Here is a 21,114-nt window from a genome sequence, read left to right on the forward strand (position 1 = left end):
TCAGTCCTTCAGCGTGTTGCCGGTCAGGCGTTCCAGCGCTTCGCGGTACTTGGCGCCGGTCTTCTCGATCACGTCGGCCGGCAGCGGCGGCGCCGGCGGGGTCTTCTGCCAGCCGTCCACGGTTTCCAGGTAATCGCGCACGAACTGCTTGTCGAACGACGGCGGCGAGATGCCGACCCGGTAGCTGTCGGCCGGCCAGAAGCGCGAGGAGTCGGCGGTCAGCACTTCGTCCATCAGGTGCAGTACGCCGTTGTCGTCCAGGCCGAACTCGAACTTGGTGTCGGCGATGATGATGCCGCGGGTGGCGGCATAATCGGCAGCGGTCACATACAACTTGATCGCGATGTCGCGGATCTTGCTGGCCAGTTCGGCGCCGATGCGCTGTTCGGTTTCTTCGAAGCTGATGTTCTCGTCGTGCTCGCCGAGGTCGGCCTTGGCGGCCGGGGTGAAGATCGGCTGCTCCAGCTTGGAGGCCTGCTGCAGGCCGGCCGGCAGCTTGATGCCGCAGATCGCGCCGGTGGCCTGGTAATCCTTCCAGCCCGAACCGATGATGTAGCCGCGCACCACGGCTTCCACCAGGATCGGCTTCAGGCGCTTGGCCACCACGGCGCGTCCGCGCACCTGCTCCACTTCGCCGGGCGCCACCACCGATTCCGGATCGACGCCGGTCAGGTGGTTGGGCACGATATGGCCCAGCTTCTCGAACCAGAAGTCGCTCATCTGGTTCAGCACTTTGCCCTTGCCCGGGATCGGCTCGTTCATGACGACATCGAAGGCCGACAGGCGATCGGTGGTCACGATCAGCAACTTGTCGTCGCCGACGGCGTAGTTTTCGCGGACCTTGCCGGTGCCCAGGAGAGGCAGGGAAGTGATCGAGGATTTGTACAGACTGCTCATGGTGGTATTTTCGTAAAGTCAAAAACCGGGACCGCTGTGAACGGATCCCGGTTGGTTAGTGCGCGTGCGTCGAATGACTGAAATTACTGAACGATTTGCGCCAATTCGCCCTTCTTGTACTTCTCTGCCATCTTCTCCAGCGGCAGCGCCTTGATCTTGCCGGCCTGGCCTTCGCAGCCGAACGACAGGTAGCGCGCCTTGCAGACCAGCTTGGCCGCTTCGCGCGCCGGCTTCAGGTAGTCGCGCGGATCGAACTTGGACGGGTTCTCGAACAGGTAGCGGCGGATCGCGCCGGTCATCGCCAGGCGGATGTCGGTGTCGATGTTGATCTTGCGCACGCCGTGCTTGATGCCTTCCTGGATCTCTTCGACCGGCACGCCGTAGGTTTCCTTCATGTCGCCGCCGAATTCGCGGATCTCGGCCAGCAGTTCCTGCGGCACCGAGGAGGAGCCGTGCATCACCAGGTGGGTGTTGGGAATGCGGGCGTGGATTTCCTTGATGCGGTCGATGGCCAGGATGTCGCCGGTCGGCTTGCGCGAGAACTTGTAGGCGCCGTGCGAGGTGCCGATGGCGATAGCCAGCGCATCGCACTGGGTCTGCTTGACGAAGTCGGCGGCCTGGTTGACGTCGGTCAGCAGTTGCTCGCGGGTCATCTTGCCGTCGGCGCCATGGCCGTCTTCCTTGTCGCCCATCATGGTTTCCAGCGAACCCAGCACGCCCAGTTCGGCTTCCACGGTCACGCCGATGGCGTGCGAAAACTCGACCACCTTGCGCGAGACTTCGATGTTGTATTCATAGCTGGCCACCGACTTGCCGTCTTCCATCAGCGAGCCGTCCATCATCACCGACGAGAAACCCGACTTGATCGCGGCCATGCACACCGCCGGCGACTGGCCGTGGTCCTGGTGCATGACGACCGGGATGTGCGGATAGGCTTCCACCGCCGCCGAGATCAGGTGGCGCAGGAAAGCTTCGCCGGCATACTTGCGGGCGCCCGCCGAGGCTTGCATGATGACCGGCGCGCCGACTTCATCGGCAGCCTGCATGATGGCGGTAACTTGCTCCAGGTTGTTGACGTTGAACGCTGGCAGGCCGTAACCGTTTTCGGCGGCGTGGTCCAGCAATTGGCGCATGGATACGAGAGGCATGATAAGAACTCCAGAACGATAAAAAATCAGTACTCGCCAACCCGCAGGATCTTCAGGGCGTTGGTGCCGCCGACCTGGCCGATCGGCTCGCCCCAGGTCACGACGATCAGGTCGCCCTTCTGCACGACGCCTTGCGCCAGCAGCAGGTCCTGCACACCCTTCAAGACCACTTCGGTGTCGGTCGACTGGGCCAGTTCGAAGGTGCGCACATTGCGGAACAGCGCCGCCTTCTGGCGGGTGGCCACATTGGGCGTGATGGCAAAAATGGGAATATCGATATTGTGCCGGCTCATCCACAGCGCGGTCGAGCCCGACTCGGTCAGCGCGGCGATGGCCTTGACGCGCAGATGGTGCGCGGTAAACAGCGCGCCGTAGGCGATCGACTGGTCGATGCGGGTGAAACGCAGATTGAGGAAATCGGCATCCAGGCGCACATCTTCGGAGCGCTCGGCTTCCAGGCAGATGGCCGACATGGCTTCCACGGTTTCCACCGGATACTTGCCGGAGGCGGTCTCGGCCGAGGTCATCACGGCATCGGTACCATCCAGCACCGCGTTGGCGACGTCGGACACTTCCGCGCGCGTGGGCACGGCGTTGACGATCATCGACTCCATCATCTGGGTCGCGGTGATGGTCAGCTTGTTGGACGCGCGCGCCATCTTGATCATGCGCTTTTGCAGGCCCGGCACGGCGGCATTGCCGACTTCGACGGCCAGGTCGCCGCGCGCCACCATGATGCCGTCGGAGGCGTCGAGGATCTCCTGCAGCAGCGGGATCGCTTCGGCGCGCTCGATCTTGGCGATCATCATCGGCTTGTGGCCGAACGGCTCGGCCGCAACGTTGGCCAACTGGCGCGCCATTTCCATGTCGGTGGCGTTCTTGGGGAAGGAGACGGCGACATAATCGGCCTGGAAGCTCATCGCGGTCTTGATGTCGTCCATGTCCTTGGCGGTCAGCGCCGGCGCGGACAGGCCGCCGCCCTGGCGGTTGATGCCCTTGTTGTTGGACAGTTCGCCGCCGATCTTGACCTCGGTGTGGATCTCGTTGCCGATCACGCGCTCGACGGTCAACACGATCAGGCCGTCATTCAACAACAGTACGTCCTCGCCCTTGAGGTCGCGCGGCAATGCCTTGTAGTCCAGCCCCACGCGCTCCTGGTTACCCAGCTGGCAATCGGCGTCGAGGATGAACTTGTCGCCGTTGGCCAGCATGATCTTGCCATTCTCGAACTTCCCGACGCGGATCTTGGGCCCTTGCAGGTCGGCCATGATGGCGACCTTCTTGTTGCATGCATCCGCCACTTCGCGCACCAGCGTGGCGCGGTCGATGTGATCCTGCGGCTTGCCGTGCGAGAAGTTCAGGCGCACGACATCGACGCCCGCACGGATCATGCGGGTCAGGGTTTCACGGTCGCTGGACGCTGGGCCGATGGTTGCGACGATTTTTGTTGCTCTGGACATGAGGACTTTCTGGTTTCGACTTAGTGAAGAAGCCCGCCAGATCCCGGTAGAGGCATCGGGACCTGGCGGATGGCTTCCTGCCCCGGGATGCGCGTCTCCGGCGCACCCGCTGGTTGATGACTATTGCGCGCGCTGCAGCAGGATGTCGACGGCCGGCAGCGGCTTGCCTTCCAGGAATTCCAGGAAAGCGCCGCCGCCGGTCGAGATGTAGCCGACCTTGTCGGCAATGTTGTACTTGGCGATCGCAGCCAGGGTGTCGCCGCCGCCGGCGATCGAGAAGCCCTTGGAGGCGGCGATCGCGCGCGCCAGCGCTTCGGTGCCCTTGCCGAACTGGTCGAACTCGAACACGCCTACCGGGCCGTTCCAGACGATGGTGCCGGCACTGCCGAGCTGCTCGGCCAACAGCGCCGCGGTTTTCGGGCCGATGTCGAAAATCATGTCGTCGTCGGCCACATCCTGCGCATCCTTGACGGTCGCCACGGCGGTCGGCGAAAACTCCTTGCCGCATACCACGTCGACCGGGATCGGCACCGAAGCGCCGCGCTTGGCCATCATGTCGATGATGGCGCGGGCGTCGCCCACCAGATCCGGTTCGGCCAGCGACTTGCCGATCTTCAGGCCGGCGGCCAGCATGAAGGTGTTGGCGATGCCGCCGCCGACGATCAGGTTGTCGACCTTTTCGGCCAGGGTCTTGAGGATGGTCAGCTTGGTCGACACCTTGGAACCGGCCACGATCGCCACCAGCGGGCGGGCCGGCTGGTTCAGCGCCTTGCCCAGCGCATCCAGCTCGGCCGCCAGCAACGGGCCGGCACAGGCTACCGGCGCGAACTTGGCCACGCCATGGGTGGTGGCTTCGGCGCGATGGGCGGTGCCAAAGGCGTCATTGACATAGATGTCGCACAGCTTGGCGATCTTTTGCGCCAGTTCGTCGCTGTTCTTCTTCTCGCCCTTGTTCAAACGGCAATTTTCCAGCAGCACCACCTGGCCCGGCGCCACATCGACGCCGTCAACCCAATTGGAAACCAGCTTGACCTCGACACCCAGCAGCTCGGACAAGCGCCTGGCGACCGGCGCCAGCGAATCTTCCGGCTTGAATTCGCCTTCCACCGGACGCCCCAGATGGGACGTGACCATCACCGCGGCGCCGGCCTTTTGTGCATCGCGAATGGCCGGGACCGAAGCGCGGATGCGCGTGTCTTCGGTGATATTGCCGGCATCATCCTGCGGCACGTTGAGATCGGCGCGGATGAAGACGCGTTTTCCTTGCAACTGGTTGGCAGAAATCAGGTCGCTCAGTCGGTTGAATTTCATAGGTCCAAATTCGAAGGTGGGGGCGAAAAATGCAGTATTTTACTCCAGCCTGCCTGCTTCCAGACGGTTTCTGGGGATCGTTCGGGCGGTAATTCGCCCTGCGCTGCCTGCAGGCAGGCTATGGTGCGGAAGAGCTCAGGTTTACAGACTGGCAACCACTCACAATATCAATCTCAATATTGTAAAGAGTGCCATTCCTGCCACAATAGTTCCCAGCAGATGCCGCGTTGCAATGAAGAAAATCGCGCCGCCGATGCCTGCCAGCAGCTTGGGATTGGCCAGGCTGACGTCGACGATGCCTTCGGCCGCCACCAGGTCGGGAATGACAATGGCCGCCATTGCCGCCGCCGGCGCGTAGCTCAAGGCATGCTTGAGCCGGGGCGGCAGCTTGACGGCGTGGCCGAACAGAAAGAAACCGCTGCGGGTGATCAGCGTGGACAATGTCATGAGGGCGATGGCCGCCCAGATATACCAGTCGCTCATGTGGCTGTTGCCCCGTCTTCATCATCCTTGTCGCGCATCGGCAGGAACTTGTCCACCGCCAGCGCCGCCGCCATGCCCAGGACCATCGCCGCCAGCAACCCCAGGCGATAGGGAAAATGCAGCGCCAGCACCGCCACGGCGCCCGACACCACCACGCCGGCCAGCGCGGGCAGGTTGTTGGTCATCGGGATCATGATGGCAATCAGCGCCAGCGTGCCGGCAAAGCCGATGTTCCAGCTTTCCGGAATCTGGCTGGCCAGCAGGATGCCGATGGTCGCGCCCAGTTGCCATGCCACCCAGCCGGGATAGCAGATGGCCGCGAAGAAGCCGATCTTGCCGGCCGGCTGGCCCACGGTGTGGTGAGGGAAGCGCTGCGGAAAAAATGCCATCGAGATATCGCCGTTGAAAAAGCCGTACCAGACCCGGCGGTACCAGGGCAAATGCTCGAAATGCGGGGCCACGGCGGCGGAGAAGATGACGAAGCGCAAATTGACGATCATCGCCGTGAAAAACACCACCAGCAGCGGCGTGCCCACCGCCAGCAGCGGCAGCACCGCGAACTGCGCCGAACCGGCATACACCAGCAGGCTCATGCCCAGCGACTGGAAAATACTCATGCCCGACTTGACCATGGCCATGCCCGACACGATCCCCCAGGCGAACACCGCCGGTATGGTCGAGGCACTGGCCCGCCAGCCTTCCTGAAACGCTTCTCTTTCGACGCGGCGCGCCTCCGGCAGCGCGGCGCTGTCCGATGGCGCGGCGGCGCCCGTCTCCTTCTGCATTGTTATTTCCGCTTTGCGCTTGATGAAATGGGTGGCCGTGTAGTTTGCCTCACAGCATTTTTACCCAAGCCAGTCATTCTACAGATGAAAGTTTTTGCTCGCTTGAATCCGCTAAAATGGAGCTCTTTCGTTCCGTTTTCCGATTATTCCCCGAGGAGACATCCATCATGTCCATGGCAGACCGCGACGGCAAAATCTGGAAGGATGGCGAGCTGGTCGACTGGCGCGACGCCACCATCCACGTGCTCACCCACACCCTGCATTACGGCATGGGCGTGTTCGAAGGCGTGCGCGCTTACAAGACAGCGCAAGGCACGGCGATTTTCCGCCTCAAGGAACACACGCAACGCCTGTTCAACTCGGCCAAGATCTTCCAGATGGAAGTGCCGTTCGACCAGGAAACCATCTATGAAGCGCAGCGCCAGGTAGTGCGCGAGAACCAGCTGGAGTCCTGCTATATCCGCCCGCTGGTGTGGATCGGTTCGGAAAAACTGGGGGTGTCCGCCAAGGGCAACAAGATCCATGTCGCCATCGCCGCCTGGCCCTGGGGCGCCTACCTGGGCGAAGACGGCATCGCCAAAGGCATCCGCGTGAAGACCTCGTCGTTCTCGCGCCACCACGTCAATGTGTCGCTGGTGCGCGCCAAGGCCTGCGGCTACTACATCAACTCCATCCTGGCCAACCAGGAAGCGCTGGCCGACGGCTACGACGAAGCGCTGCTGCTGGACACCGACGGCTACGTTTCGGAAGGCTCCGGCGAGAACGTCTTCATCGTCAAGAACGGCCGCGTGTACACGCCCGACCTGGCCTCCTGCCTGGACGGCATCACCCGCGACGCGGTGCTGACCATGGCGCGCGACCTCGGCATCGAGGTCATCGAAAAACGCATCACGCGCGACGAGATGTACTGCGCCGACGAAGCCTTCTTCACCGGCACCGCCGCCGAGATCACGCCGATCCGCGAACTGGACCGCCGCACCATCGGCAACGGCGCGCGCGGCCCCATCACCGAGAAACTGCAGTCGCTGTTCTTCGACGTGGTCGCGGGCAAGGCGCCGCAATATGCGCACTGGCTGACGCTGGTGTAAGCCATCAGGATTCATTCACCGCATCAACGTTTCAACGCTCAAACAGCATCACCTACGGAGAAAAACATGAGCCAAGCTCAAGCATCCCAGGCAGTCGTCCAACTCGAAGGCAAGGACCTGCCGGCCCACTGCCCCAACCCCAACATGACCAGCTGGTCCTCGCACCCGCGCGTGTTCCTGGAACTGGACGACCATGGCGCGGCCAAATGCCCGTACTGCGGCACCCAGTACCAGTTGAAGCCGGGCACCGTGGTCAAGGGCCACTGAAACAAAAACCAAGAGGGCCGCTGGCCCTCTTTTTCCGAGCCTGTTTAAACTGGCTCATCTGCTTCGGAGATTCCCATGCCCCGCGCCAGCATGATCCATGGCTCCCCCGATGAAATCGAAGCCGCCTACTACGACGCCCTCGCCCGCGCCGACCTGGAAGCGCTGATGGCCCTGTGGGCCGAAGACGAGGAGATCGTCTGCATCCATCCCGGCTCCCGGCGCCTGGTGGGCCATGCCGAAATCCGCGCGGCGTGGGAAGACATCCTGGGCAATGGCGGCCTGCATATCCGGCCGCGCCAGTTGCACGCCACGCAGAACATGATGACGGCGGTGCACAGCGTGGTCGAAGAGATCAACCACGGCAACGATACGCAATCCGAGGTGCATGTCATCGCCACCAATGTCTACATGAAAACCGCGCTGGGCTGGCGCATGGTGATGCACCATGCCTCGGTGGCGCCGGGCGCGGCGCCGGCCGAACCGATTACCAGCGGCGCCATGCTGCACTGACGCCCCTATTCCCACTACCCGCCCACTAGCCACCATTGGCACAACAAGGCCGCACCATGCTTTACATCCCGCCCCGCTGGCTTCCCGGCGGTCACCTGCAAACCATCTATCCGTCGACCTTCATCGCCAAGCCGCCGGTGACCTATCGGCGCGAACGCTGGCAAGCGCCCGATGGCGACTTCGTCGATGTCGATTTCGTCGACGGCAAACCCGGCCGCCCGCTGGTGGTGTTGTTCCATGGCCTGGAAGGCTCATCGGACAGCCACTACAGCCGCTCGCTGATGGCCGAAGTGCAACGGCGCGGCTGGCACGGCGCAGTGCCGCATTTTCGCGGCTGTTCAGGCGAAATCAACCTGGCGCCGCGCTTCTACCATTCGGGGGATTCCGCGGAACTGGACTGGATCTTGCGGCGGCTCAAGCAGCGCCAGTCGGACCTGGGCGCCACGCACCTGTATGCCGCCGGCGTCTCGCTCGGCGCCAATGCATTGTTGCGCTGGCTGGGCGAATCGCAGCATGAAGCAGAGATCGTCGACGCCGCTTGCGCGGTGTCGGCGCCGCTCGACCTGGCCGGCGGCGGCGCGGCGCTGGCGCGCGGCTTCAACCGCCTCTACACCTGGGTATTCCTGCGCACCATGCGGCCCAAGTGCCTGGTGAAACTGGATCAGTTCCCCGGCCTGTTCGACCGCGAAGCGCTGCTGGCCGCGCGCGACCTGCATGCCTTCGACAACGTGGTCACCGCGCCGCTGCACGGCTACCGCAACACCGACGATTACTGGGACCGCGCCAGCGCCAGGCACATCCTGCACGACATCACGGTGCCTACGCTGGTCTTGAATGCCCAAAACGACCCGTTCCTGCCGGCCCGCCATCTGCCGCGCACGGCTGCGCCCGAAGTGGTACTGGAGTACCCTGAGCAAGGCGGGCACGTGGGCTTCGCCGCCGGCGGACCGCCGGGGCGGCTGGACTGGCTGCCGCGCCGGCTGCTGCATTTCCTGGAAGGCAAGAGCGAGTCTGCCTTCACGGAGCCAAAGGAAGGCATTCATGGATGAGATCGTCCGCCAGGCCATGGCCAAATGGCCCAACGTGCCGCATTGCTTCGGCTGGCTGCGACTGGATGCGCGCGGCGGCTGGCGCATGCGCGACGAGCGCGCGCAGCATCTCGGCCTGCCCGGCGACCGCATCGCGCACCCGGCCTTGCTGGCCTTCATCGAACGCAATTACGCCGCCGACGAAACCGGCCGCTGGTATTTCCAGAACGGCCCGCAGCGCGTGTATGTCGATCTCGAACTGATGCCCTACATCGTGCGCACCCAACCGGGCGCCAATGGCCATCCCGAACTCGTCCTGCACACCGGCCAGCGCATGGACAAAATCGATGCCGCCTGGCTCGACCAGCACGGGCGCTTGTACCTCAAGGAGGGGGAGAAAGCCGGCGCGCTGGACGACCGCGACATGGCGCACATGCTCGGCGCCTTGCGGGTGGACGGCAGCGCCGACGAGGATGCGCTGCTACGCTGGATGGAAGGCGGCAACCCCGGCGCCGTGCTCAAGCTTGAACATGCCGGCCGCACGCTCACCGTGCAGCGCCTGGATGCGAACGAGCTGGCTCGGCACTTCGGCTTTGTCGCCATGCCCCGCCCGGAATGAAGTCCTGCTGAAGATTTGCGTTAACCGCGATCCTTCATGTCCTTGGATTCATCCTTCCATTTTTCCTTCCACTCGCGCTCGCGCGCATCGATCATGGCCTGGTCGTAGAAGGTAGCGTCGGGCGCGCGGCGCGCGATCCCCAACTGCTCGATGGCGGCCAGCAGGCTGCCATTCAAGGCATAGGCTTCGGCCAGCGCCAGATGCTGCAGCGCCTGCTTGCCCTGCGCCGCATAGACTTTCGCCAGTTGTTTCTGGATCTGCGGATCGGTACGGTAGAGCTGCGCCTGGTCGCGCAGATACGCCACCGCCTGGTCATGACGCTGGGCCGCAATCAGGGCATCGCCATACTGGCGCGCCGCCACGCGCGAGATCGGGAACTGCTTGCGCATCGCCTCGGCCAATTGCAGCGCCTGCTGGCCTTGCTTGCGGGCGATCTTGATGTCGATCTCCAGGCTGGCGAGCATGATGCCGGTCTGCAACGGCTGCGACGCCTCCTGCGCCTCCTTGAGCATGGCTTCGGCCTGCTCCAGCTTGTTCTGCCGGTAGTAGACGTACGCCAGGCCGTACTTGGCGGACATCGTCTGCAGCTTGGTGTTCTGCTTCATCTGGCTCTGGAAGCGCTCGGCCACATCGCGCAGCCCTTGTATCGATTCGTTTTGCAGAACCTGGGTACGCGCGCGCACCAGCTGGAATTCGGGATTGTCCACACGCTGCTTGTAGCGCTGGTCGCGGATGCGCGCCTCGATGTCGGCGATGCGTTCCGTCGTCAGCGGGTGGGTCAGCAGGTAAGGCGGCACGGCATCGGTGAAATTGCGGGAAGCCGTCTGCAAGCGGCCGAAGAAGGTGACCATGCCGGACGGGTCGAAACCGCCATCGCGCATGATTTGCAATCCGATGCGGTCGGCCTCGCGCTCGGCATCGCGGCTGAAATTGAGCTGGCGCTGGATGGCCAGGCCGGTGCCGCCCATCATGGTCGCCATGGCGGCATCGCCGCCGGCCCGGGACACGCCCGCCAGGGCGCCCAGCACGATGGCGGCCAGCTGGATCATTGAATTCTGCTTCTGCTGCCCCAGCATGCGCGCGATGTGGCGCTGCGCGACGTGGCCGATTTCGTGCGACAGCACGCCGGCCAGTTCGGATTCAGATTGCGCCGCCAGGATCAGGCCGCTGTTGACGCCGATGAAGCCGCCCGGCAACGCGAAGGCGTTGAGCGTCGGGTCGCGCACCATGAAGAACTGGAAATCGAAACCGGCTTCGCCGCGGACTTCGGGATGGATCGATACCAGGTTCAGGCCGAAATTGTTGAGGTATTCCGACACCGGGCCATCGTCGATGTAGTCGCGGTCGCTGCGGATGTCGTGCATGATCTGCTCGCCCAGCTTGCGCTCCATCAGCGGCGACAGTCCTTCGCGCTCGGTATCGCCCAAGGTCGGCAGGTTCTGCGCCACGCTCGCCACCGGGGCGATCGTCAGCGGCACGGTGGGCAACAGCAGCAGCGCCGCCGTCAGCGCGCGCGCCAGCATCCTGCGCGCCGGATGAAATGATGGGCTAACAGACGAAATCTCGGATTGTTGCATGGACAAAATCGGAAAAGGATTGCCGTCGTGCTGAAAACGAGAATGCCCGCAGCAGTCGCTGCGAACAGGCCCGGCACGCCTGCTATGATACCTGCTCTGTTTCTTCGTTCATCATTTTCCCCGGCAGATCGGCACATGAGCATACCCAGCGACCAGCAACCTCCCAGCGACGGCCTCACCCATTTCGACCAAGGCGGCCAGGCCCACATGGTCGACGTCGGCGGCAAGCGCGAATCGCACCGCGTGGCTGTGGCCAGCGGCGTGATCCGCATGAAACCGGAGACGCTGGCCATCATCGAATCCGGCACCGCCAAGAAGGGCGATATCCTGGGCATTGCGCGCATCGCCGCCATCATGGCCGCCAAGCGCACGTCGGACCTGATCCCGCTGTGCCATCCGCTGGCGCTGACGCGGGTGGCGGTGGAGTTTGAAACCGACGCCGCCAACGCCAGCGTGCGATGCACCGCGCGCGTGGAAACCCATGGCAAGACCGGGGTGGAAATGGAAGCGCTGACGGCGGTGCAGGTCGGGTTATTGACCGTCTACGACATGAGCAAGGCGGTCGACAAGACCATGGTGATGACCGATATCTGCGTGACGGAAAAACGCGGCGGGAAAAGCGATATCAGCATGGCGCGGCCATAGGCCTTGCGAAAAAGCGCCCCGCAGGGCGCTTTTTCATGGGTGCTCAGGCAGTCCGTCCGATGGCGAATCATTCACGGCAGTTGGCGGGCGCGTAGCGCGCTTCCAGCGTGCCGGCGGCAAATCCGCTATTGCGCGGCGCGCCTTCCGGCGGCGTTGCCTGCGCCACACCGGCTGCCGCGCACTGCCATTGGATGGAAGAGGCGGTCAGGGTCGGGGTCAACGTCAATGTACCGCCGTTGCCGACACGCTTGTTGAAAGTGATCGTAATGACGCCGCCCACGCCGCGCGTTTGCATGGGAGTGACGGTGATGTTTTCCACATTCTCGGTTTTTACGAAGCCCGGCAATCCCAGCTGCGCCACTGTGAAGACGCCATTGTTGGTATTGGCCTGCTCCGCCACCGCCAGCTTGTAAGGTGCGGCCAGGTTCAGCCCTTCGGCCACGCGCGAACGCGCGATGTAGTCCTGGAACTGAGTGGCGCCGATGGTGGCGAGGATGCCGATGATGGCGAGCGTCACCATCAGTTCGATCAGGGTGAAACCTTGTTGCTTCTTGTTGCCGACAGCGGTTTTCATTGCGTTCCTGTTTAAAAATGGAAGACGTTGCCAGTATCGGCAGCGCCCATGGTGCTGCAAAGAGAAATACTTCCAAACTAGCAGAATTTAATCTCCGCCACGCTGACCTGGATCAAGCGTGCGCGGCTGATCCGGCTGGCCGGCTCAGGGCTGGCCGCTCTTCTCCTGCGTCCTGCGCTTCAGGTTCAGTCCGACCAGCACCACGCCGATGGCGCCGATCAGGCCGGGCAGGCTCAGGTGCAATTGCGCGCCGGGAACGACGAATTCGCTGTCGGGGATGAAACTCTGCAGGTGCGGCTGGATGCCGACATCGCTGAAAATCATGCCGCCGGCGATATAGCCGAGCAATGCGGCGCCCAGCGTGATGATAACTGGGAATTTCTCCATCAATTTCAAGACCAGCGTGCTGCCCCAGACGATGATGGGAATGCTGACGACGATGCCGAATACCACCAGCGCCATCTGGTGCTCGCCGGCTTGCTCGGCCGCGCTGGCAATGGCGATCACGTTATCCAGGCTCATCACCAGGTCGGCCACGATCACGGTCTTGACCGCGCCCCACAGGCGGTCGCTGCCGCTGACTTCGGCATGGCCGTCATCCTCGTTGAGCAGCTTGACGCCGATCCACAGCAGCAACAGGCCGCCGATCAGTTTCAGGTATGGCAGCTCCAGCATGGTCACGGCGAAAGCGATCAAGGCGATGCGGATCGCAATGGCGCCCAGGGTGCCCCAGACGATGCCCTTCATGCGCAGCTTGGCCGGCAGGTTGCGGCAGGCCAGCGCGATCACGATGGCGTTGTCGCCGCCGAGCAGGATGTCGATCAGGATGATTTGCCCAACCGCGATCCAGTTCAGATTTGCCAGAAATTCCATTCGTTTCCTTTGTGATGAGAAATCGCGCCATTGTGCGCATCATGCGCCAGCGCGATTCTCCTGCTTTGCCGGGCGCACCGCAATGCCTGCATCGGCACAAACGCGTAGCGGCGGCAACCGATGATGCCGCCGCCTCCATAAATGAACATGGGGAGCCGAAGCTCCCCATGCTTGTCTTGCAGGTTCCGCGTTGGCGCTAAATTACAGCACCGACTTCAACAGGCGGCCCATTTCGGACGGGTTGCGGGTCACCTTGATGCCGCACTCTTCCATGATCGCCAGCTTGGCTTCGGCAGTGTCGGCGCCGCCGGAGATCAGCGCGCCTGCGTGGCCCATGCGCTTGCCCGGAGGCGCGGTCACGCCGGCGATGAAGCCGACCACCGGCTTCTTCATGTTGTCCTTGATCCAGCGCGCAGCGTTGGCTTCGTCAGGACCGCCGATTTCACCGATCATGATGACGGCGTCGGTGTCCGGATCGTCGTTGAATGCCTTCATCACGTCGATGTGCTTCAAGCCGTTGATCGGGTCGCCGCCGATGCCCACTGCCGACGATTGGCCCAGGCCCAGCGCGGTCAGCTGGCCGACGGCTTCATAGGTCAGGGTGCCCGAGCGCGACACCACGCCGATGCGGCCCTTCTTGTGGATGTGGCCCGGCATGATGCCGATCTTGATTTCGTCCGGGGTGATCAGGCCGGGGCAGTTCGGGCCCAGCAGCAGGGTCTTGGAGCCGGCCTTGGCCATGCGGTCCTTCAGGGCCAGCATGTCGCGCACGGGAATGCCTTCGGTGATGCAGATGGCCAGGTCCAGTTCGGCTTCGACCGCTTCCCAGATCGCGGCGGCGGCGCCGGCAGGCGGCACGTAGATCACCGAGACGGTAGCGCCGGTGGCCTTCTTGGCGTCGGTCACGTTGGCGTAGATGGGGATGCCTTCGAAGTCTTCACCGGCCTTCTTCGGGTTCACGCCGGCGACGAACGCGTTCTTGCCGTTTGCGTAGTCGCGGCACATGCGGGTGTGGAACTGGCCGGTCTTGCCAGTGATGCCTTGGGTAATGACCTTGGTGTCTTTGTTGATGAGGATCGACATTTCTCTTCCTTGACTGTGATGCCCGCGCCCGGCTTCGGTCGGTGCGCAATCTGTTTTCTGGCTCCGGACTTTGCCGGCGCGGGCTTTCGTGTTGGGTTACTTACTTGGCTGCAGCCACGACCTTTTGCGCGGCTTCTTCCATCGAGTCGGCCGAGATGATCGGCAAACCGGATTCAGCCAGCAGCTTCTTGCCGATCTCTTCGTTGGTGCCCTTCATGCGCACCACCAGAGGCACCTTCAGCGAAACCGCCTTGGATGCGGCGATCACGCCTTCGGCGATCACGTCACAGCGCATGATGCCGCCGAAGATGTTGACCAGGATGGCCTTCAGGCCCGGGTTCTTCAGCATGATCTTGAAGGCTTCGGTGACCTTCTCGGTGGTGGCGCCGCCGCCCACGTCCAGGAAGTTGGCCGGTTCGCCGCCGAACAGCTTGATGGTGTCCATGGTCGCCATGGCCAGGCCGGCGCCGTTGACCAGGCAGCCGATGTTGCCGTCCAGCGAGATGTAGGCCAGGTCGAACTTGGAAGCCTCGACTTCAGCCGGATCTTCTTCGTCCAGGTCGCGGTAGGCGACGATTTCCGGATGGCGGAACAGGGCGTTGGAGTCGAAGTTGAACTTGGCGTCCAGGGCGATGACCTTGCCGTCGCCGGTCAGGATCAGCGGGTTGATTTCGGCCAGGGAAGCGTCGGTTTCCCAGTAAGCCTTGTACAGGCCTTGCAGGTTCTTGCGCGCTTCGGGGATGGAAGCGGCCGGCACGCCGATCTTGGCGGCCACGTCATCGGCGTCGGCATCGGTCAGGCCGGTGACTGGATCGATGATCACGTTGTGGATTTTTTCCGGGTTGCTGTGGGCAACTTCCTCGATGTCCATGCCGCCTTCGCTGGAAGCCATCAGCACGACCTTCTGGCTGACGCGATCGGTCACCAGGGAAACGTACAGTTCCTTCTTGATGTCGGCGCCTTCTTCGATCAGCAGGCGGCGAACCTTCTGGCCTTCAGGACCGGTCTGGTGCGTGACCAGCTGCATGCCCATGATCTGGTTGGCGTATTCCTTGACCTGTTCGATGGACTTGGCCACCTTCACGCCGCCACCCTTGCCGCGACCGCCGGCGTGGATCTGTGCCTTCACGACCCAAACCGAGCCGCCCAGGCTCTTGGCTGCCGCTTCGACTTCGTCGACCGACATGCAAGGAACGCCGCGCGGAACGGTTACGCCAAACTGGCGCAGGATTTCTTTACCCTGATACTCATGGATTTTCATGGGAGCTTCCCTTTAGACACTAATTGAATAAAACTTGCCGGATTGAAATTCCGTCATCGGCGCAATGCCGGCTGACGAGAAAGCAGACCGCAACCCGCAGGCGGGCGTCGCATCCGTTGCCGGACGAGAACTGGCGCAGACATGAGCTGCGCGGGTTGCGAAAGGATTCGTAAAATTGGGCATGTGCATGCCGTCTGCATGAGTTGGTCTCTGATATTCGCATCTCGCCGGCATGCACCGGAGCGATCCGCATTATCCGTCTTCCCTGCTGTCGCCAGCCTTACATCGACCCGCCGCTTTCAAGAAAACAGCAATAATCGACATTTATCGGCTACCGCGCCGCAGCAAAAACTTCCGAATTCTAGCACAGGGCAGGGGTGCTGAGGGATGGTAGCGCTAACCTTGCCGATAAAGACCTGCGCCTGAGCCTTTCAATCGCTACCGGGGAGGCATCAGCCGAACGACGCCATGGCGCTCGCACCTTAATCAGGCATCCGGCCCGTCGTCATCCGACCAGGCGGTATTGAGCGCTTCACGGATGCTGCGGTGGGAAAAACCCCGCTGCTGCAAAAAACGCATACGCTTGGCGCGAGACTCGGCATCGACCGGCGGCTCGCTGAATTTGCGCCGCAGTACCTGGGCCGCACGGATCCCTTCGTCTTCAGCCAGGCCGGATTTCAGCTCGGACAGCGCCTCGCCTTCGATGCCGTGACTTTGCAGCTCGGACAAGATGCGATTGTTGCCATAACGCGCCGCGCGCCGGTGCACCAGGGATTCGGAAAAACGCTCTGCGGAAAGGAAACGGGATTGTTCGAGCCAGTTGAGCAAGGCTTCGACATCATCGCCCTCTTGCGCGTAAGGGGTCAGCTTACGCGCAAGTTCCAGGCGACTATGCTCACGTGAAGAGAGATATTTGAGCGCCCGTGCTTTCAGGCTGATCGGCGGTCTAGGCATGACGTTCGACTACACGGGCTATGAGGCGGATGAAACTGTGACTGCATACGTCAAAAACGCTGAACGCATGCGGACATGCAGGCAAAACGGATACTGCAAAACAGCAACGACAGAAACACCAACCATCGCCGGCATCGCAAATAACACCATACAACGCCGGCAACGGCGACAACTACCGGGACAGCAACGACGGGAGAGGCATCCCTTGCCGCTGCCCCGGCCATACTAGTACGCCGATAAGAGCATGGCGCCCACGACGGCAGGTTCTTGCGGATTACGATGCCTGGACTTCGGCCTCGCCGTTGGCCAGTTGCGGCACGCCGAGCGCGATGCGCACCTTGTTTTCAATTTCACGCGCCAGTTCCGGGTGTTCCTTCAGGAAGTTGCGCGCATTGTCCTTGCCCTGGCCGATACGTTCGCCGTTGTAGCTGTACCAGGCGCCGGATTTTTCCACCACCTTGTGCTCGGAACCGAGATCGAGGATTTCGCCTTCGCGCGAGGTGCCTTCGCCATACAGGATATCGAAGTGGGCTTCGCGGAACGGCGGGGCCACCTTGTTCTTGACGACCTTGACCTTGGTTTCGCTGCCGATGACTTCGTCGCCGGACTTGATCGAACCGGTGCGGCGGATATCCAGGCGCACGGATGCATAGAACTTGAGCGCATTGCCGCCGGTGGTGGTTTCCGGATTGCCGAACATGACGCCGATCTTCATGCGGATCTGGTTGATGAAGATGACGGTGGTATTGGTGCGGTTGATGCTGCCGGTCAGCTTGCGCAATGCCTGCGACATCAGGCGGGCCTGCAGGCCGGGCAGGGAGTCGCCCATGTCGCCTTCGATTTCGGCCTTGGGGGTCAGCGCCGCAACCGAGTCGACCACGATCAGGTCGACCGCGCCCGAGCGCACCAGTGCGTCGGTAATCTCAAGGGCCTGCTCGCCGGTGTCGGGTTGCGAGATCAGCAAGTCGTGCAGGTTGACGCCCAGCTTTTGCGCGTAGGTGACATCCAGCGCGTGTTCGGCATCGATGAAGGCGCAGGTGCCGCCCAGTTTTTGCATTTCGGCAATGGCTTGCAGCGTCAGCGTGGTTTTACCCGAGGATTCCGGGCCGTAAATCTCGACGACACGGCCGCGCGGCAGGCCGCCGACGCCCAATGCGATGTCCAGCCCCAGGGAGCCGGTCGAAAAGACCTGGACTTCCTCGGCGACGGCGCCGTCTTCCATGCGCATCACGGAGCCCTTGCCGAATTGCTTTTCGATCTGCGCCAATGCGGCGGCAAGCGCCTTGCCCTTTTCAGAGTTGTTTGCAGCTTTTTTGTCGTCCATAAATCTCTTTCGGCAAAAGGTCGTGAAGAAGGTGTCTACTGCAGGACGTATCTCTTCAGTGCGCCGGAAACTGCGCACCGGTCAATTCTGTGTCGCTGCACTCATGAAGCAGTACTGTATAAAAAAACAGTGATTCGCGCAAGCTTTTTTGTCACCCGGGGGACGAAGGCCGATCCCCGCGGTCGAGGGGCCGATTATAAAAGATCGGGAGGATTGGCCGCAGAAATGCGACACAAGTACTGCAAGCAAAAGCAAAAACCGTCAAACTCGCGTTTTTCCTGGAACACATTTCACAACAGGAGTGACATGTGTTCCAGAAATGGATGCCGTTTTCGCCCCTAACCTTGCGACGGGCGCATGCCGGCTTGATATACATTGCAGGCTTGCAATATAACGAGATAGAGACTGTTTTAGATTGTTGTCATGAGTTTAGTGCCCTTTAGCCATATCAGCGCCTTGCGCTGCCTGATCATCGACGACATGCCGACGATGCGCCAGAACATCCGGATGCACCTCGGCCAACTCGGCGTGACCAAAGTGGATCAAGCCGCCACGCCTGACGAGGCGATCCGTTTCGTCCAGGCCGGCACTTACGACCTCATCATCTGCGACTACAACCTGAACAAGGAAAGCAACGGCCAGCAATTGCTGGAGTTCTTCCGTACCCAGAACATGCTTTCGCCGACCTCCATGTTCATCATGGTGACCGCCGAAAGCGGCTACAACCTGGTAGCCAGCGCCGCCGAGTTCCAGCCCGACGCCTACATGCTCAAGCCGCTCACCGCCAGCCGCATCGCCGAACGCGTCGATCGCCTGCTGGAAAAGCAACACGCCATGCTGCCGGTGACCGAAAAGATGAAGCGCAAGGATTTCGCCGGCGCCATCGCCGAATGCGACAACGTGCTCAAGGCCGCGCCCAAGTGGATCGTCGAAATCATGAAGACCAAGGGCACGCTGCTGGTCGACCAGCGCCGCATCGACGAAGCGCGCGAGGTGTATGCGCAGGCCCTGGCCATGCGCGACGACCTGGTGTGGGCCAAGCTCGGCCTGGCGCGCTGCAATATCGTGGCCGGCCAGCTGGATGATGCGCGCAAGACGGTCGAGGAAGTGCTCGCCCAGAACAAGCAGTTCATCGCCGCCTATGACCTGCTGGCGCAGATCGACGAGGCGCAGGGCAACCAGGACGGCGCGCTGGCGGCGCTGACCATGTCCTCCGAAATCATTCCCTCGGCCCGCCGCAGCCGGCTGGTGGGGCGTGGTCTGCCGCACCTCGGACGTGCCCGAATACTACGTCGCCGGGCGCCGCGTGCCGCCCCTGTTCAACGGCATGGCCACCGCCGCCGACTGGATCTCGGCCGCCACCTTCATCAGCCTGGCCGGCGGACTCTACCTGCAAGGTTTCGACGGCCTGGCCTATATCCTCGGCTGGACCGGCGGCTACTGCCTGGTGGCACTGCTGATCGCCCCTTACCTGCGCAAGTTCGGCCAATACACCATCGCCGACTTCCTGGCCGCGCGCTATCCGGGAAAATTCGGCGGCACGCCGATCCGCATCCTGGCCGTGGCCGCCACCATCCTGATTTCCTTCACCTACGTGGTGGCGCAGATCTACGGCGTGGGCCTGATCACCTCGCGCTTCACCGGCATCGATTTCTCGATCGGCATCTTCCTCGGCCTGGCCAGCATCCTGGTGTGCTCCTTCCTCGGCGGCATGCGCGCCATCACCTGGACCCAGGTGGCCCAATACATCATCATCCTGTTCGCCTACCTGATCCCGGTGGTCTGGCTGTCGGCCAAGCACACCACGGTCCCGGTGCCGCCGGTGGCTTACGGCGCGGTGCTGCCCAAGCTCAAGGCGATCGAACACAAGCTCGAAGATGCCCCCAAGGAACAGGAGATCCGCAAGATCTTCCAGGCGCGCGCCGACGAGCTCGAATACAAACTGAAGAACCTGCCCCACTCCTGGGAAGAAGGGCGCCTGGAAGCGCAGCGCCACATCGACGAAGTCAAGCGCGACACGCACGCCTCGCTGGCTGAAATCAAGGCCGCCAGCCGCGCCCTGTCGTCCTATCCGAAAAGTGCAGGAGAAGCCGAGCGGCGCTGGAGCGACGCGCGCGCCGCCAACCTCATACGGGCGCAGCCGCCGGTCTCGCAGACCGAACCCTTCCCCGGCCGCGACAAAGAGAGTTCCGACATCAAGCGCAACAATTTCCTCGCGCTGGTGTTCTGCCTGATGCTGGGCACCGCCGCGCTGCCGCACATCCTGATGCGCTACTACACCACGCCCACCGTGTCGGCCGCGCGCAAGTCGGTATTCTGGACGCTGTTTTTCATCATGCTGATCTACCTATCGGTGCCGGCCCTGACCGTGCTGGTGAAATACGACATCTACACCTCGCTGGTCGGCAGCAGCTACAACCACCTGCCCGACTGGGTCTATTACTGGGCCAACATCGACAAGGTCAATCCGCTGGTCTCCATTACCGACCTCAACCGCGACGGCCTGGTGCAACTGGGCGAAATCTCGATGGATGGCGACATCATCGTGCTGGCCATGCCCGAAATCGCCGGGCTGCCCTACTTCGTTTCCGGACTGGTCGCCGCCGGCGGCCTGGCGGCGGCGCTCTCGACCGCCGACGGCCTGCTGCTGACGATCTCCAACGCGCTCTCGCACGACATCTACTACAAGGTGGTCGACCCCAGCGCCTCGACCCAGAAACGCGTGACCATCTCCAAGCTGCTGTTGCTGGTGGTGGCGCTGCTGGCGGCCTATGCCGCCTCGCTCAAACCGGGCGATATCCTGTCGATGGTCGGCGCCGCCTTCTCGCTGGCCGGTTCCACCCTGTTCCCGGCGCTGGTGCTGGGCGTGTTCTGGAAACGCGCCAACCAGGCCGGCGCGGTGGCCGGCATCGTGTGCGGCTTTTTGATGTGCGTGTACTACATGCTGCACACCAACCCGACCTTCGGCGGCAGCGCCGCCGGCCAGTGGTTCCACATCGCGCCGATCTCCGCCGGCGTGTTCGGCGTGCCGGTGGGCATCGCGGCCATGGTCATCGTCAGCCTGCTCACGCCGCCGCCGGACGAAGCTACCATCGCGCTGATCGACCACATCCGCACGCCATGATTTCCTGCGGCAACACATTGCGAGCCGGTCCGGCTCGATCGCAAAAAGCGAGGTAAAACCCGCTCTGATCGCCGTTCCGCGACAAGCCTTTCGGGCCTTACAA

The 21,114-nt window shown here is 62.6% G+C and carries 20 protein-coding genes and 1 pseudogene; 8 read left to right on the top strand and 13 right to left on the bottom strand.

The window, feature by feature from the left end:
• From FB597_RS08390 to FB597_RS08415, 6 genes are all read right to left on the bottom strand, one after another.
• Window positions 1-897: a phosphoribosylaminoimidazolesuccinocarboxamide synthase gene (locus tag FB597_RS08390; RefSeq protein WP_141914385.1), complete on the bottom strand. Its 897-nt coding sequence runs from the start codon at window positions 895-897 to the stop codon at window positions 1-3.
• An 83-nt stretch (window positions 898-980) separates the two neighbouring features.
• A complete protein-coding gene (fba, locus tag FB597_RS08395; RefSeq protein WP_141914386.1) occupies window positions 981-2,045 on the bottom strand; it encodes a class II fructose-bisphosphate aldolase in 1,065 nt (354 codons plus the stop codon).
• 26 nt (window positions 2,046-2,071) lie between these two features.
• Window positions 2,072-3,505, bottom strand: coding sequence for a pyruvate kinase (gene pyk, locus FB597_RS08400; RefSeq protein WP_141914387.1), 1,434 nt, complete (start codon window positions 3,503-3,505; stop codon window positions 2,072-2,074).
• A gap of 120 nt (window positions 3,506-3,625) precedes the next feature.
• Complete coding sequence (locus FB597_RS08405; RefSeq protein ID WP_141914388.1) at window positions 3,626-4,816, bottom strand: phosphoglycerate kinase; 1,191 nt, start codon at window positions 4,814-4,816, stop codon at window positions 3,626-3,628.
• A gap of 159 nt (window positions 4,817-4,975) precedes the next feature.
• Window positions 4,976-5,299 carry an AzlD domain-containing protein gene (locus FB597_RS08410; RefSeq protein ID WP_141914389.1) on the bottom strand — a complete coding sequence of 108 codons (324 nt, stop codon included), beginning with the start codon at window positions 5,297-5,299 and terminating at the stop codon, window positions 4,976-4,978.
• Window positions 5,296-6,084, bottom strand: a complete 789-nt coding sequence (locus tag FB597_RS08415) for an AzlC family ABC transporter permease (RefSeq protein WP_141914390.1) — start codon at window positions 6,082-6,084, stop codon at window positions 5,296-5,298. The genes FB597_RS08410 and FB597_RS08415 overlap by 4 nt, the downstream gene beginning before the upstream one ends.
• A 167-nt stretch (window positions 6,085-6,251) precedes the next feature.
• Between FB597_RS08415 and FB597_RS08420 the strand changes: the two genes are divergently transcribed.
• The 5 genes from FB597_RS08420 to FB597_RS08440 all read left to right on the top strand — a co-directional run bounded on the left by FB597_RS08420 (window position 6,252) and on the right by FB597_RS08440 (window position 9,596).
• Entirely contained in the window at window positions 6,252-7,172 is a 921-nt protein-coding gene (locus FB597_RS08420; protein WP_141914391.1) for a branched-chain amino acid transaminase, read from the top strand.
• Window positions 7,173-7,238: 66 nt separating this feature from the next.
• Complete coding sequence (locus FB597_RS08425) at window positions 7,239-7,439, top strand: zinc-finger domain-containing protein (RefSeq protein WP_141914392.1); 201 nt, start codon at window positions 7,239-7,241, stop codon at window positions 7,437-7,439.
• A 75-nt stretch (window positions 7,440-7,514) separates the two neighbouring features.
• The gene (locus tag FB597_RS08430; RefSeq protein ID WP_141914393.1) at window positions 7,515-7,949 is read left to right on the top strand and encodes a nuclear transport factor 2 family protein; all 435 of its coding nucleotides are present in this window, start codon (window positions 7,515-7,517) and stop codon (window positions 7,947-7,949) included.
• Window positions 7,950-8,005: 56 nt separating this feature from the next.
• Window positions 8,006-8,998, top strand: a complete 993-nt coding sequence (locus FB597_RS08435; protein WP_141914394.1) for a YheT family hydrolase — start codon at window positions 8,006-8,008, stop codon at window positions 8,996-8,998.
• Window positions 8,991-9,596 (top strand): DUF2946 family protein, encoded by a 606-nt coding sequence (locus tag FB597_RS08440; protein WP_144769172.1) that lies wholly within the window; start codon window positions 8,991-8,993, stop codon window positions 9,594-9,596. The genes FB597_RS08435 and FB597_RS08440 overlap by 8 nt, the downstream gene beginning before the upstream one ends.
• A gap of 20 nt (window positions 9,597-9,616) precedes the next feature.
• On the opposite strand, the gene FB597_RS08445 is transcribed toward FB597_RS08440, so the two are convergent.
• Window positions 9,617-11,173: a M48 family metallopeptidase gene (locus FB597_RS08445; RefSeq protein WP_141914396.1), complete on the bottom strand. Its 1,557-nt coding sequence runs from the start codon at window positions 11,171-11,173 to the stop codon at window positions 9,617-9,619.
• Window positions 11,174-11,308: 135 nt separating this feature from the next.
• Between FB597_RS08445 and moaC the strand changes: the two genes are divergently transcribed.
• Window positions 11,309-11,818 carry a cyclic pyranopterin monophosphate synthase MoaC gene (gene moaC / locus FB597_RS08450; protein WP_144769174.1) on the top strand — a complete coding sequence of 170 codons (510 nt, stop codon included), beginning with the start codon at window positions 11,309-11,311 and terminating at the stop codon, window positions 11,816-11,818.
• A gap of 67 nt (window positions 11,819-11,885) precedes the next feature.
• Here moaC and FB597_RS08455 read toward each other — a convergent pair whose 3' ends face one another.
• From FB597_RS08455 to recA, 6 genes are all read right to left on the bottom strand, one after another.
• The gene (locus tag FB597_RS08455) at window positions 11,886-12,392 is read right to left on the bottom strand and encodes a pilin (RefSeq protein WP_144769176.1); all 507 of its coding nucleotides are present in this window, start codon (window positions 12,390-12,392) and stop codon (window positions 11,886-11,888) included.
• A gap of 144 nt (window positions 12,393-12,536) precedes the next feature.
• Window positions 12,537-13,265 (bottom strand): TerC family protein, encoded by a 729-nt coding sequence (locus FB597_RS08460; protein WP_141914399.1) that lies wholly within the window; start codon window positions 13,263-13,265, stop codon window positions 12,537-12,539.
• A 201-nt stretch (window positions 13,266-13,466) separates the two neighbouring features.
• Window positions 13,467-14,348: a succinate--CoA ligase subunit alpha gene (gene sucD, locus FB597_RS08465; protein ID WP_141914400.1), complete on the bottom strand. Its 882-nt coding sequence runs from the start codon at window positions 14,346-14,348 to the stop codon at window positions 13,467-13,469.
• 100 nt (window positions 14,349-14,448) lie between these two features.
• On the bottom strand, window positions 14,449-15,609 hold the full coding sequence (sucC, locus tag FB597_RS08470; RefSeq protein ID WP_144769178.1) for an ADP-forming succinate--CoA ligase subunit beta: 1,161 nt from the start codon (window positions 15,607-15,609) through the stop codon (window positions 14,449-14,451).
• 486 nt (window positions 15,610-16,095) lie between these two features.
• Window positions 16,096-16,563, bottom strand: a complete 468-nt coding sequence (recX, locus tag FB597_RS08475; RefSeq protein WP_144769180.1) for a recombination regulator RecX — start codon at window positions 16,561-16,563, stop codon at window positions 16,096-16,098.
• Window positions 16,564-16,837: 274 nt separating this feature from the next.
• A complete protein-coding gene (gene recA / locus FB597_RS08480) occupies window positions 16,838-17,887 on the bottom strand; it encodes a recombinase RecA (protein ID WP_141914403.1) in 1,050 nt (349 codons plus the stop codon).
• A gap of 507 nt (window positions 17,888-18,394) precedes the next feature.
• Between recA and FB597_RS08485 the strand changes: the two are divergent.
• Window positions 18,395-18,988 (top strand): annotated as a pseudogene (locus tag FB597_RS08485) (tetratricopeptide repeat protein); the annotation flags it as partial.
• 154 nt (window positions 18,989-19,142) lie between these two features.
• Window positions 19,143-21,011, top strand: coding sequence for a sodium:solute symporter family protein (locus FB597_RS08490; protein ID WP_255517118.1), 1,869 nt, complete (start codon window positions 19,143-19,145; stop codon window positions 21,009-21,011).
• Window positions 21,012-21,114: the final 103 nt, after the last annotated feature.

The organism is Herbaspirillum sp. SJZ099 (assembly GCF_007828355.1).
Classification (GTDB): domain Bacteria; phylum Pseudomonadota; class Gammaproteobacteria; order Burkholderiales; family Burkholderiaceae_D; genus Herbaspirillum.

Bases quoted from the DNA above. Each gene is read 5' to 3' on its own strand.
- FB597_RS08390 (WP_141914385.1), bottom strand. From the start codon at position 897: ATGAGCAGTCTGTACAAATCCTCGATCACTTCCCTGCCTCTCCTGGGC.
- fba (WP_141914386.1), bottom strand. From the start codon at position 2,045: ATGCCTCTCGTATCCATGCGCCAATTGCTGGACCACGCCGCCGAAAAC.
- pyk (WP_141914387.1), bottom strand. From the start codon at position 3,505: ATGTCCAGAGCAACAAAAATCGTCGCAACCATCGGCCCAGCGTCCAGC.
- FB597_RS08405 (WP_141914388.1), bottom strand. From the start codon at position 4,816: ATGAAATTCAACCGACTGAGCGACCTGATTTCTGCCAACCAGTTGCAA.
- FB597_RS08410 (WP_141914389.1), bottom strand. From the start codon at position 5,299: ATGAGCGACTGGTATATCTGGGCGGCCATCGCCCTCATGACATTGTCC.
- FB597_RS08415 (WP_141914390.1), bottom strand. From the start codon at position 6,084: ATGCAGAAGGAGACGGGCGCCGCCGCGCCATCGGACAGCGCCGCGCTG.
- FB597_RS08420 (WP_141914391.1), top strand. From the start codon at position 6,252: ATGTCCATGGCAGACCGCGACGGCAAAATCTGGAAGGATGGCGAGCTG.
- FB597_RS08425 (WP_141914392.1), top strand. From the start codon at position 7,239: ATGAGCCAAGCTCAAGCATCCCAGGCAGTCGTCCAACTCGAAGGCAAG.
- FB597_RS08430 (WP_141914393.1), top strand. From the start codon at position 7,515: ATGCCCCGCGCCAGCATGATCCATGGCTCCCCCGATGAAATCGAAGCC.
- FB597_RS08435 (WP_141914394.1), top strand. From the start codon at position 8,006: ATGCTTTACATCCCGCCCCGCTGGCTTCCCGGCGGTCACCTGCAAACC.
- FB597_RS08440 (WP_144769172.1), top strand. From the start codon at position 8,991: ATGGATGAGATCGTCCGCCAGGCCATGGCCAAATGGCCCAACGTGCCG.
- FB597_RS08445 (WP_141914396.1), bottom strand. From the start codon at position 11,173: ATGCAACAATCCGAGATTTCGTCTGTTAGCCCATCATTTCATCCGGCG.
- moaC (WP_144769174.1), top strand. From the start codon at position 11,309: ATGAGCATACCCAGCGACCAGCAACCTCCCAGCGACGGCCTCACCCAT.
- FB597_RS08455 (WP_144769176.1), bottom strand. From the start codon at position 12,392: ATGAAAACCGCTGTCGGCAACAAGAAGCAACAAGGTTTCACCCTGATC.
- FB597_RS08460 (WP_141914399.1), bottom strand. From the start codon at position 13,265: ATGGAATTTCTGGCAAATCTGAACTGGATCGCGGTTGGGCAAATCATC.
- sucD (WP_141914400.1), bottom strand. From the start codon at position 14,348: ATGTCGATCCTCATCAACAAAGACACCAAGGTCATTACCCAAGGCATC.
- sucC (WP_144769178.1), bottom strand. From the start codon at position 15,609: ATGAAAATCCATGAGTATCAGGGTAAAGAAATCCTGCGCCAGTTTGGC.
- recX (WP_144769180.1), bottom strand. From the start codon at position 16,563: ATGCCTAGACCGCCGATCAGCCTGAAAGCACGGGCGCTCAAATATCTC.
- recA (WP_141914403.1), bottom strand. From the start codon at position 17,887: ATGGACGACAAAAAAGCTGCAAACAACTCTGAAAAGGGCAAGGCGCTT.